This is a genomic window from Psychrobacillus sp. INOP01, assembly GCF_018140925.1.
Classification (GTDB): domain Bacteria; phylum Bacillota; class Bacilli; order Bacillales_A; family Planococcaceae; genus Psychrobacillus.
Window position 1 is genome coordinate 2,327,349 of the sequence record NZ_CP073315.1, and the last position, 12,289, is coordinate 2,339,637.

Sequence of the window (12,289 nt, forward strand, 5' to 3'; positions counted from 1 at the left end):
GAAATTAATTTAAATGATAAAAATTATACTTTATTTTCCAATAAAATATAAACATAGGAAGTTATTTGTGAACATATTCACTAAGTATTAACCGTTGACATCCACTTTAATACTATTTATAATTCTCAGAATATAAAGATTATTGAGTAAACACTCTAATAATCCTTATCAAAGGGGAAAATACTAAAAGGATGGAGTGTGTGGAGATGGATTTGAGATCAAGAGCATTAAGATTGCATCGTGAAAGTAAGGGAAAGATGGAAGTTGTCTTTAAAGTTCCAATGGACAGCATGGAGGATTTAAGTTTGGCCTACTCACCAGGTGTTGCAGAACCGTGTATTGAAATCCATAACGATCCTTCCACTATTTATGACTATACTGCTAAAGGGAATTTAGTTGCAGTGGTAACAGATGGTACTGCCGTATTAGGCCTAGGTGACATTGGGCCAGGAGCAGCTTTACCCGTCATGGAGGGTAAAGCAATTTTACTAAAAAGGTTTGCTGACGTTGATGCATTTCCGATTTGTTTGGACACAAAAAATGTAGATGAAATAGTCCAGATCGTAAAAGCATTGAGCCCAACTTTTGGTGCCATAAACTTGGAGGATATTTCCGCGCCACGTTGTTTTGAAATAGAAGATCGACTTCGCATGGAATTAGATATACCGGTTTTTCATGATGACCAACACGGTACGGCAATTGTCGTAGGCGCGGGGCTTCAAAATGCGATGAAACTTGTAAATAAAACAAATAATAATGTTAAAGTTGTGATTAATGGAGCAGGTGCTGCTGGAATGGCCATTTTAAAAGTGCTTCTTCAGTTAGGATATACTAATATTATTATGTGTGATTCAACAGGAATTATTTACGAAGGCCGAGTAGAAGGTATGAATCCTGTTAAACAGTCGATTGCAAACTTAACAAACCCAATTGGTTTAACTGGTTCTTTAAAAGATGCGATGGAAGGATCAGATATATTTATCGGCGTATCTGTAGCTAATTTACTTACAAAAGATTTAGTTCAATCGATGAATACAAACTCTATTATTTTCGCCCTAGCTAATCCTACTCCTGAAATTCCGTTTGAACTTGCAAAAGAATGGGGAGTTAGAGTAGTGGCAACTGGACGCTCTGATTATCCAAACCAGGTTAATAATGTTTTAGCGTTTCCAGGGATTTTCAGAGGTGCCTTAGATGTAAGAGCAACGGATATTAATGAACAGATGAAGTTAGCTGCTGTCGAGGCAATTGCTTCGTTAGTGAATGAAAACGAACTTAGAGATGACTACATCATTCCTAGAGCTTTGGATGAAAGAGTCGTTCAAGTTGTAGCTGCAGCAGTAAGTGAAGCAGCAATTTCTTCGGGAGTGTCTCTACTTTATCAGCCAGTATTAGAGAGTTAATTAGAAATGTTGAGTGTTCATATATTCGCAGAAAAAAATGGAGTGCCACGAATTATTCACGACACTCCATTTTATCTTTTTCTAATGCGCTATTTTGTTTGTATTGTTAAAGCTCTTGTATTTAATATTTTTGTGTAGTAACTATGTAAGAACATACCTAGAATAATGATTCCAAGCCCTATAAGCGCAATTGGTGCTGGTAGAGGAACATGCAGCAAAAACATTTCACCAATAATAACGAAAATGATTTCAGTTGACTGTGTTGCTTCTACTGCTGCCAATTTACCTTGATGGTCCCGAACCCGATCGGTTGCCATGAAGAATAATATAGTAGCAATCACTCCAGAGCTGATAGCTACAATAAGGGATTGAAATACTTGACTAGAAGATGGTAAGCCCACAGTAAAAACTGCATAAACCCCCAATAAAATCCAAGCAGGCATGGACGCAATAGTCATACCTAAGACGCGCTGAAATGTATCTAAACGTCCATTTAAATGTCCCATCATTTTACGATTCCCTAAAGGATAGGCAAATGCTGCTATCAGTACAGGTAAAATCCCTAAAAAAATCATTCGCAAATTAACTGATTCGGTATTAGGAATTTGTATAAGAATGATTCCTATTAAAATAAGGAGGGAAATAAACAGCGAAACGATTGGGATTTTTTGTTTAATGACTCTGTTTTCCACTTTCATCATAAATAATGGTGCAAGTAGAACCCCTGCGACAATCGTAAATTGCCACATCCCGGATATTAACCAACCAGGTCCATATGCGGCTGCGAAAGTGAGTGGTGCATAAAATAATACAAAACCTACAAAGCTCCAAAGTAACCAAGCAGCAGGAGCAGATTTTATTTCTTTAAATGTAGCAGACAGACCTTTGCGATAATAAACAATGATGAATAAAAAAGGAAGCATGAAAAAATATCGGAGGGAGGAGCTCCAAATCCAGCTCCCTCCCGATATTTCCATTGAACGATTAAGTATAAAGGTAACTGCAAAAAATAGGGAGGCTAAAACTCCTAGTAATATTTCACGCATATTCGCACCTACTCAAGTCTGTTTTTCAAATGATTGGATAATCCCTTTTACAACTTCTGTTGATTTTTCCATTACATCTACAGAGATAAACTCATATTTTCCATGATAGTTTTCTCCACCAGTAAATACGTTAGGTGTAGGCATTCCCATATAAGAAAGCTGAGAGCCATCCGTTCCACCACGTACAGGTATAATCAAGGGTTCAATATCTAATGCAATCATCACATCTTTTGCTGCATTTACAATTTCCATTACAGGCGTAATTTTTTCACCCATATTGTAATATTGATCGTTTAACTCTACAGAAATAGCATTTTCGCCGTATTCAGCTTTAATTTTCTCGGCTGTATCAAGAAATAATTGTTTTTTCTCTTCGAAATTTTCACGGTCATGGTCACGAATTATATAGCTAAGCTCTGTTTTTTCTGTGTCCCCAGTAATATTCATCAGATGAATAAACCCTTCATAACCATCCGTTTTTTCAGGGACAGCATCTGTTGGCATATGAGATTGGAATTTCGTAGCCATAGTAATGGAGTTCACCATTTTGTCTTTTGCAGAACCAGGGTGCACACTTTTCCCGTTTGTAACAACTTTGGCACCTGCTGCGTTAAAGCTTTCAAATTGTAATTCTCCTAATGGACCACCATCCATTGTATAGGCAAATTTTGCTCCGAATTTTTCCACATCAAATTTATGTGGTCCACGTCCGATTTCTTCGTCCGGTGTGAAAGCAACACGAATTTTACCATGCTTTACTTCTGGATGCTGGATGAAATATTCCATTGCAGTCATAATGATGGCAATTCCGGCTTTATCGTCTGCGCCAAGAAGAGTAGTTCCGTCTGTAGTTAAAAGTGTGTGGCCAACATAATTTTTTAATTCAGGGAAGTCCTGAACATTCATAATTGTATTTTCATTTAGAGTAATATCTTGTCCGTCATAGCTGTCGATTCGCTGTGGTTTTACATTTTTCCCGGTGTAATCTGTAGCTGTATCTACATGTGCTAAGAAGCCAATGGTTGGAATATCTTTGTCGGTATTAGCAGGAAGTGTTGCGAAAAGATATCCATTTTCATCTAATGTAATTTCCTCCAAACCAACTGTAGCTAATTCTTTTTGAAGCTCATGAAGTAAATCCCATTGCCCTTCAGTAGATGGGCAGATTGTACTGGAGGCATCTGATTGTGTATCTATTTTTGCATAACGAACTAAACGCTCGATTAAAGTTTCTTTCATGAGATTAAATCTCCTTTCGATTTATAAAGCTACTTCCTATTTTAACAGATTCTTTCGAGTTGCGGAATAATTAATACTAAGAGCAAACATAAATTGAGCACCGTAATAGGAAATCATAATAAGTGCGTCTGAGAAAGGAATATCTACAATGAATTTATTAATAGCGAGAGTAGAATCCGAGAAGATAAATAAAATAGCACCGATAATCGCGAACTTATTGGCAGTTTGAAAAGCATTCCATCCCATCATTAGAATAACTGCTATATAAATAATAACTGCAAAAGCCAATACTGTATCTCCTTGGGACCAAAGAGTTCCTGCTAGCCAAATCACCATTGCAAACCCGTATGCTAGAAGCAATGCAATAGCCCATTTTGGAAGAGACGTATGTTGGATTTGCTTAAAAGCAAAGATATACCAAATATGTCCGATTAAAAATGTGATAAGTCCGGCAATAAACCAATAAATTAACCCATCAGCAAGCATACATACCGTTAGACCGATTATAATAAGGGTCTTATATTTACGAGATTCTCCGACAGGTTGAAGAAATGCGAACAATATAATAAGCAGCATCGGAATAAGCTTAAAAACAATCTTTGTTGCAACAGGATCACTTGGTATGAAAAAAATATAAATAATGCCCATAACCCCTATTAAAACCCCAATAATTTTACTCCACATAAAAACAAACACTCCCCTTTCCTTTAGATTCGTTACTGGAGGTGAAACTTCCTTCACATTGTATGCGAAAAGAACAGTCCAAAATTCAAAAAAAGAAAAAACCAGTCACCGATTGAATATCAGTAACTGGTGTATTAAGTTCTTATTTTTATAGTTCAGTCTTGCTTTTTACGAAGTATTAGTAAGCGGTCCAACCAGCATCAGCGGCAATAATTTGACCATTGACGAAGCTTGACTCGTCAGAACCTAAGAATACCGCAAGGTGCGCAATCTCTTCAGGTTGACCAACACGTGGCATTGTCCCACTACCAGTTTGTTGACGACCCATCCCAAATTCAGAAAGACTAGTCATAGAAGTTTGAATATTTGTCATCACGCCACCTGGAGCAATTCCGTTACAACGGATTCCTGAGTTTGCGTACATGTAAGCCGTGTTCTTAGTTAAACCTGTAACAGCGTGTTTAGATGCAGTGTACGCTGCACCAGCGCGAGCACCACATAATCCACCTGCAGAGATGTTGTTCACGAAAACTCCGTGTCCTTGTTCTAAGAAAATATTAGTTGCGATACGCATTGCACGCATAACACCAGTAGTATTTACTGCGAATAGGCGATCCCATTTTTCATCTGAAATTTCACCAACGGGCTCCATTCCATCCATAATACCTGCATTGTTAACTAAAATATCTAATTTACCAAACGCGTTTTTTGTTTCAGCGAATAAGTTTTCTACGTCAGCAAGCTCTGCCACGTTTGTACGGTTAGCAATTGCTTCACCGCCAGCTGATTTAATACCTGCTACTACAGCTTCTGCACCTTCCAAATTGTAGTCGGAAACAACGACCTTTGCGCCTTGTTTTGCATAAGCTTCAGCGATAGCTTTACCCATCCCAGAAGCTGCGCCAGTAACGATAGCTACTTTGTCTTGTAATCTCATAATCATTTCCTCCTTAAACTTTTTCATACAGTTGTACAATAACAGTATAATTTAAAGTGTAAGCGCATTCAATCAACAGTTTTCACAATTATTGTATAATATTAAACAAGTATCGATATAAGTGTTCGATAAAGGAGAGATATTTTTGAAGAAAAATGATTTGCGAATCATAAAGACAAAGAAAGCTATCTATCAAGCCTTAACTCATTTATTGAAAGATAAGCTTTTAACAGACATCAATGTAACTGAACTTTGTCGGGAAGCAAGTATAAATAGAGGGACCTTTTACTTTCACTATGAAGAAGTTGGTGATGTTTTTAAGGAGTTTTTTGAAGAGGTAATTAGAGATTTAGAAGAATCCTATAAAGAACCATACAAACACATTTCTGCTCTACAATTAGAAACTTTAGTTTTCAAAAATTTAGATCCAAAAACGGTTCGTATTTTTCATCATGTCAAAAAGTATGAAGATTTTTATCGCATTATTTTATCAGATAATGTATCGACTACTTACTATTATATGTTCTTTGATGCAATCCGTTCTAATTTCATAGAGGATAGTAAAATAGGGAAATACGACGAATCAAAAAAATATGTATATTCCTATATGACCAATGCTATTATTGGTTTAATTATTGAATGGCATCGTAATGACTTTAAGGAGTCCGTTGATGACATGAATATTCATTTAGTCGAAACGTTGAATGTTATAACGAGGAGTTAGAGAATATAGTTTATAGAAAAATAGTATTAATAAGTTTTCAAAGGAATTAGATTGTGGTTAAAAGTAGGTAACAATTGAGCAATTCAAAAATAATGTAATAGATTAAACTGTTCAAGGAAGTGTTTTTAAATGTTTTATACAATTGCATTCTTTCTATTTGCAGGACTTGCTGAAATTGGTGGAGGTTATCTTATTTGGCTATGGCTAAGAGAAGGTAAACCGTTCTATTGGGGGATCTTTGGAGGAGTAGCCTTAGCTTTATACGGTGTTATTGCTACATTTCAAACCTTTCCGTCGTTTGGAAGAGTTTATGCTGCTTATGGTGGAGTGTTTATCGTTCTTTCTATATTATGGGGGTGGGGTATTGATAAAAAACACCTGATTTATACGATTGGATAGGTGCAGGTATTTGTTTAGTTGGGGTTTTGGTAATATTATTCGCACCTCGTCATTAAGAATAATTCTTCAAGTAATGTAGGGCTCTAGTTGCGCAAGGGTAACAAAAAAGATTAACCTTTTTATGAAAACTATAAATTAGCATAAGAAAAGAAACTATTTTGAACAAATTTTGTTCAAAATAGTTTCTTTTCTTGTCGTCGAATGCGAGTTTAATAATCTTATAACATTCAATTACTTACGTTACTTACGTATAGTACTTAAAGCTTTTGTCCAAGGAATAACTTGATCTAACATTTGGTTGACTGAATCTGCTTGAACGGCAGCTGGTTTGAAATCTGTACCGTTTTCGAAGTCTGTAAATAATGATAATGCTGGATGTACACGTACATGTGCTACAAGTAATTCACTTAAAATTCCACGTAAATGTTCTGTTGCACGAGCTCCACCAACGGAACCGTAAGATACGATACCAGCTGCTTTGTTGTTCCACTCTTCACGTAGGTAATCTAATGCATTTTTAAGTGCACCTGTGATCGAGTGATTGTATTCTTGAACGATGAATACGAATCCGTCTTGTTTTGCAATGATTTCTGACCATGCTGCTGCACCTGATGCGTCGCCTTCTGCTTCACCTAATAGTGGTAATTTGAAATCTGCAATGTCGATAATAGTGTAGTTTGCATCCCCACGTTTATCTGCTAGTTCTTTTACCCATGCTCCAACTTGTGGACTAACGCGTCCTTCACGTGTACTCCCTAAAACAATACCAATTTTCATCATGTCATTTCCTCCTGTTTGCTCTTCATTTGAATTTAATCCGAATAATTTTTTCATAAAGCTCATGTTTATACCTCAAATCATTATCTATTTTTTTGTGACAGTTTTTCATCAAGTGATAAATTAGTCGGGTTAGCTAAGACAAAATAAACACCTATAGCTAAGAAGACTAATTCTAATTCATAACCAGCTGATACACCGTCGCCTAATAATCCTAATGATAATTTCGCTGAAAAAATTGCACCTATCATTATTACAGCAAATAGAGCACCAATTACACGCGTTCCAAATCCAATTATTAATAATAATCCACCAACTAATTCAATAATTGCAATTACGTATGCTAGAAATCCTGGTAAACCAAGTGAATCAAAATAACCAACTGTATTTGAAATACCTCCTTGGAATTTTGATATGCCATGTATTAAGAACGTGAATCCAAACACGACACGCAAAATAAGTGTTGCAAGTTGTTGTTTTTTCATAGATACCCTCCAAATCAAGTTACTTTACGTAACTAAATATAATATAGTTACTAAATAAATTCAATACATTTGCTTACAAAAAGTAATTATAGAAAAATAAAAATGATTTCCTGCATTTTTAACAGGAAATCATCCAGTATTGAAGCTATAAAAATGTATGAAGTATCAAAGAAAAAAGAACAAGCATCTTACTGAATGCTTGTTCTTGCTTATCTATTTTTGCCAAGGCGGATTGAAAGATACATAAGTCCCTGCTATAAAATCATGAATTGCTCGTTTATCTTCGCGAATCCCCACCATAAAGGCACTAACAATAACGCCAATCCCTAAGGTTAACGCATAAATAAGGCCAGCAATAAAATGTCGTTTAATCATGGTCCAAAAACTGACGTCAGTATCATCTAATTTCACGATGCGAATACCAAGAATTTTCTTTCCTAAAGTGTATCCTACCCATAATGTAGGGAGTAATATGAAATATAGATACGACCCTAAAGTAGTAAACCATGTATCACTGTCTCCAAAAATAAGGTAACTAATAATAGCTAGCGGTATACCAATAATAATGCCATCTAAAAGACTGGCACCAAATCTAATCCAAAAACCAGCTGGATTCAAATTCAATTAACTCCTTTCAATAACCTAAAGTGCTGAGTCATCCACACTATTTAAATATTCCTCAATCGAACCAATAACAGATTCCACACAACCATCCTCAAATGGAGAGATCAAATTTGCTTCTGCTACTAATTTAGTGAAAGACTTCGATCCACCAAGTTGGCAAAGATGTAAATAATCCTTCCAAGCAGCTTCATGATCCTCTCTTGAGCGTTTCCAAAATTGGAACGCACAAATTTGAGCAAGTGTGTAGTCGATATAATAGAAAGGGCTAGCATAAATATGTGCTTGGCGTTGCCAGAACCCACCAGCCTCGTAATAACTATTTCCATCATAATTGCGATGAGGTAAATAAATTTCCTCGATTTTCTTCCAAGCAGCCTTACGTTCAGCAGGAGACATTTCAGGATTTTCATAGACAACATGCTGGAATTCGTCCACTGCGACTCCGTATGGTAGGAACAGAAGTCCGCTACTTAAGTGGGCAAACTTATATTTGTAGGTTTGATCCTTAAAGAACAATTCCATCCAAGGCCACGTAAAGAATTCCATACTCATCGAATGAATCTCACAAGACTCAAAAGTTGGCCAAACATACTCTGGGATACCTATGTTACGACTTGTATACACCTGGAAAGCGTGACCTGCTTCATGCGTAAGTACGTCAATATCACCAGACGTTCCATTGAAATTAGAGAAAATGTATGGAGATTCGTAATTATCGATAAATGTACAGTAACCACCAGCCTCTTTCCCTTTTTTCGCAACTAAATCCATCAAATCACGATCAATCATAAACTGGAAGAACTCAGCGGTTTCAGGAGAAAGCTCCTCGTACATTTTCTTCCCATTTTCCACAATCCACTCTGGAGAACCTTGTGGGGTTGCATTTCCACTAAGGAAGTTAAAGGGCTCATCATAATATTTTAAACTGTCTACCCCAATACGTTTTGCCTGGCGTTCATAAAGCTTTGTTGCAACAGGAACAATGAAATCACGAACTTGATCACGGAATTTTTTTACCATTTCCGCATTGTAATCGATACGGTTCATACGAATATAACCGAGCTCTACAAAGTTTTTGTAACCAAGGGTAGTTGCAATTTCATGACGGACTTTTACAAGCTGATCATAAAGGTCATCAAAATTTGCTTCGTTTTCATGGAAAAATCCACTACTAGTCTCTCTAGCCTTTTTACGTGTATCACGATCTGTTGATTCAGTATATGGACCGAGTTGTGCAAGTGTTAATGTCTCTCCATTAAAATCAACCTGAGCAGACGCAACCAGCTTCGAGTAGTCGGAAGAAAGTTTATTTTCTTTTTGCATAAGGGAAATAATTTCCGGAGAGAAAGCCTTGATTTGGTAATCTGCCAAGTCAAAAAGCTGATTGCCCCATTTATCTTCCAGTTCATCTCGGAACGGTGATTCAACCAGCGCTTTGTAATATTCAGTAATCATTTCTTCTATTTCAGGGTTGGTCTCATCAAAATAATCACGCTCTTTTTGATAGTACTCATCATTAGTATCGATAGATGCACGAATATAAACTAAGTTTGCGTTTGTAGAGTAGTCATTGCGGAATGAATTGATATCCTCAATAGCTTTACTCTGTTCTTCCATTGATGATGCTTCCTTAAATTTTGTTAATAACCCTTGAAATGTAGCTTTGTATTGCTCTAAATTTGGACGTTTGTATTCATAGTCCTTAAATGTAACCATTGGAATTCCCCTCTCTATCGTTTCGCTTTACGAAACGTCTTATTCATATTGTTTATTATTTTCAGATAAATTGCAACCACATTTTTACAGGTTGATAAAAAACAAACGTTATTATATAATGTTTGTAAATTAATAAACAAAGATTGGTTGTGTTTGTATATGGAAATATCGGAACTATTGTGGAATGCATCTTCAGAACAGTTAAAGAATGGTTATATCGAAGAGAAAGAAATGTATGTGTGCCTTTTGTGCGGCAGTAAGGTAGAAAAAGGATTCATTTATCCAAAGAATAATATGTTATATGAAGCAGAAAAATTCATGAGGCTACATATTGAAACGGAGCATGAATCTGTTTTTCATTATCTAATAGGGTTAAATAAAAAGCTTACTGGGTTAACTGATCATCAAAATAGCCTATTACGTCTATTTTATGAGGGTAGAAGTGATGCAGAAATACAGAAAGAACTAGAAATTGGAAGCTCCTCAACGATTCGTAATCATCGATTCGTGTTAAAAGAAAAGGAGCGACAAGCAAAAGTATTTCTAGCGATGATGGAATTGTTAAAGGAAAAAGACGACCATGCCCCAACATTTCTTCCTCTGCATAAAACAGCAACGATGGTGGATGATCGGTATAACATCACGCAAGAGGAGCAGGAAGATGTAGAAAAGAAATTTTTTCCAGATGGAATAGATGGTCCTCTTATGAAGTTTCCGAAGAAAGAAAAGCAAAAGCTAGCAACTTTACGAGTACTTATTAGAAGATTTGAGAAGGAAAAAACCTATACAGAAAAAGAAATAAATTACATCTTAGAAAAAGCCTACGCTGACTTCGTAACATTAAGACGTTACTTAATAGAATATGGGTTTTTAGACAGAAAAGACGATGGCAGTGCATATTGGGTGAAAAACTAAACTAGAAGGATGGAATATAAATGGATCGCAAGAAAGAGCTAAAACAAGAATATAAAGAAATAAAAGTAGAGGGTGGAATTTACGTTATCACAAACAAACAAAATGGTAAAAAGTTAGTGGCATCGACACCTAATTTTAAAACATTAAATGGGGTTAAGTTCACTTTAGTAAACGGGCTACATACCAATAAAGAACTCCAAAATGAATGGAAACAATATGGTAAGGATAATTTTGATATTGAGCATGTCGAGGTATTAAAAAAAGAAGAAGATAAAAACCGAGTGGATAAAAAAGAACTAGAAAAGTTACTGGAGAAATGGTTAGATAAGCTACAGCCCTATGGTGAAAAAGGATATCATTCCTAATAAATAAAAAAGCTTTCCTTAAGATGAAAGCCTTTTTAAAAGAATTGATAATACAGGTGATATTAGAGAAAATAGTTAGTGTGTACCCAATAAAAAAGCGAAATAGCGAACGAAATTGTATCTTCGAGAGCTTCCTTTATGAATAGGAAAGTAGCTATTCTCTAGTTAGCAAACAATGTAATAGCCTGTTTCCGAAAGCTTTTGAAGGACGACGGACAGATAAATGCCATAAGATTATCGAAAAAAGAGCTGCTGGTTGTGACGGACGTCATAACTAGCAGCTCTTTTATAAAATTCACACGGTAATAGTATAGCAACAAGGCTGTCCTAAGTACTTCGAAAAAGATTAGCAATAGTTTTTTTAAAAATATTCATCAATCATTTTCCTAATATATATGCTTTTAACAGCGCAGCTCGTTCCCGTAAACGAACCTTGAGTTCGACAACTTTTGGCGTTTTAGCAGCCACAACATCTGACTCCCAATCGAGCTTGCCTGCTAGTATTTTGGCACGTTGCAAATGATAATCGCTTGTAATAATCGTTACGGAGTTAATATCACTTGGCAATATTTCTTGTGAAAATAAAAGATTTTCATACGTAGAAGTCGCTTTGTCTTCTAAGAGGAGCCGCTCTTCATCTATTCCGTTCTCCAATAGAAAATCTCTCATCACGACAGCTTCTTCGATATCTTCGTCAGGACCTTGTCCGCCTGAGAGTACTAATTTTACATGGGTATATTTTTGGGCATAGGCAAGAGCAGCATCTAATCTATACTGTAAAGAGAGGGAAGGGATATTCCCCTTTTTCACTTTGGCGCCAAGCACAATGGCATACTCATTAGTCCCATCAGCTTTTGGGTCTAGACCATCCTCGAGCCACTTACTCGTGAGTAACCAAATCCCAATCCCACAAGAAACAACAACTATTAATGGGATAAGCACTAACCACCTAAATTTATTCTTCATGATATTCAC

At 36.2% G+C, this 12,289-nt stretch carries 13 protein-coding genes and 1 pseudogene; 5 read left to right on the plus strand and 9 right to left on the minus strand.

Translation table 11 applies throughout. The features are described 5' to 3' along the window. The first annotated feature begins 206 nt into the window (after positions 1-206). Entirely contained in the window at positions 207-1,403 is a 1,197-nt protein-coding gene (locus tag KD050_RS11815) for an NAD(P)-dependent malic enzyme (protein ID WP_211892559.1), read from the plus strand. A gap of 89 nt (positions 1,404-1,492) precedes the next feature. Here the strand turns inward: KD050_RS11815 and KD050_RS11820 are convergent, their stop codons facing one another. The 4 genes from KD050_RS11820 to KD050_RS11835 form a co-directional block, all read right to left on the minus strand. Beyond that, a complete protein-coding gene (locus tag KD050_RS11820) occupies positions 1,493-2,449 on the minus strand; it encodes a DMT family transporter (protein WP_211892560.1) in 957 nt (318 codons plus the stop codon). A 12-nt stretch (positions 2,450-2,461) separates the two neighbouring features. Then, positions 2,462-3,688, minus strand: coding sequence for a peptidase T (gene pepT / locus KD050_RS11825; RefSeq protein ID WP_211892561.1), 1,227 nt, complete (start codon positions 3,686-3,688; stop codon positions 2,462-2,464). Positions 3,689-3,724: 36 nt separating this feature from the next. After that, on the minus strand, positions 3,725-4,372 hold the full coding sequence (locus tag KD050_RS11830; protein WP_211892562.1) for a lysoplasmalogenase: 648 nt from the start codon (positions 4,370-4,372) through the stop codon (positions 3,725-3,727). 178 nt (positions 4,373-4,550) lie between these two features. Continuing rightward, positions 4,551-5,309 carry an SDR family oxidoreductase gene (locus tag KD050_RS11835; RefSeq protein WP_211892563.1) on the minus strand — a complete coding sequence of 253 codons (759 nt, stop codon included), beginning with the start codon at positions 5,307-5,309 and terminating at the stop codon, positions 4,551-4,553. Between the two features lie 145 nt (positions 5,310-5,454). Here KD050_RS11835 and KD050_RS11840 point away from each other — a divergent pair, with 145 nt between their 5' ends. Both KD050_RS11840 and KD050_RS11845 read left to right on the plus strand, forming a co-directional pair. Further along, a complete protein-coding gene (locus tag KD050_RS11840; RefSeq protein ID WP_211892564.1) occupies positions 5,455-6,033 on the plus strand; it encodes a TetR/AcrR family transcriptional regulator in 579 nt (192 codons plus the stop codon). A gap of 129 nt (positions 6,034-6,162) precedes the next feature. Beyond that, positions 6,163-6,488 (plus strand): annotated as a pseudogene (locus KD050_RS11845) (YnfA family protein). A 184-nt stretch (positions 6,489-6,672) separates the two neighbouring features. Here the strand turns inward: KD050_RS11845 and KD050_RS11850 are convergent. The 4 genes from KD050_RS11850 to KD050_RS11865 form a co-directional block, all read right to left on the minus strand. Continuing rightward, positions 6,673-7,275: an NADPH-dependent FMN reductase gene (locus KD050_RS11850; RefSeq protein WP_211892565.1), complete on the minus strand. Its 603-nt coding sequence runs from the start codon at positions 7,273-7,275 to the stop codon at positions 6,673-6,675. A 17-nt stretch (positions 7,276-7,292) separates the two neighbouring features. Further along, the gene (locus tag KD050_RS11855; protein ID WP_211892566.1) at positions 7,293-7,694 is read right to left on the minus strand and encodes a DoxX family protein; all 402 of its coding nucleotides are present in this window, start codon (positions 7,692-7,694) and stop codon (positions 7,293-7,295) included. A gap of 213 nt (positions 7,695-7,907) precedes the next feature. After that, positions 7,908-8,318 carry an RDD family protein gene (locus tag KD050_RS11860; RefSeq protein ID WP_211892567.1) on the minus strand — a complete coding sequence of 137 codons (411 nt, stop codon included), beginning with the start codon at positions 8,316-8,318 and terminating at the stop codon, positions 7,908-7,910. Positions 8,319-8,336: 18 nt separating this feature from the next. Further along, positions 8,337-10,034 carry a M3 family oligoendopeptidase gene (locus KD050_RS11865; protein WP_211892568.1) on the minus strand — a complete coding sequence of 566 codons (1,698 nt, stop codon included), beginning with the start codon at positions 10,032-10,034 and terminating at the stop codon, positions 8,337-8,339. Positions 10,035-10,193: 159 nt separating this feature from the next. Between KD050_RS11865 and KD050_RS11870 the strand changes: the two genes are divergently transcribed. Both KD050_RS11870 and KD050_RS11875 read left to right on the plus strand, forming a co-directional pair. Further along, positions 10,194-10,949, plus strand: a complete 756-nt coding sequence (locus KD050_RS11870) for a DUF2087 domain-containing protein (protein WP_211892569.1) — start codon at positions 10,194-10,196, stop codon at positions 10,947-10,949. A gap of 20 nt (positions 10,950-10,969) precedes the next feature. Continuing rightward, positions 10,970-11,314, plus strand: coding sequence for a GIY-YIG nuclease family protein (locus tag KD050_RS11875; protein ID WP_211892570.1), 345 nt, complete (start codon positions 10,970-10,972; stop codon positions 11,312-11,314). 378 nt (positions 11,315-11,692) lie between these two features. Here KD050_RS11875 and KD050_RS11880 read toward each other — a convergent pair whose 3' ends face one another. Next, positions 11,693-12,280: a YdcF family protein gene (locus tag KD050_RS11880; protein ID WP_211892571.1), complete on the minus strand. Its 588-nt coding sequence runs from the start codon at positions 12,278-12,280 to the stop codon at positions 11,693-11,695. Between the last annotated feature and the right edge of the window lie 9 nt (positions 12,281-12,289).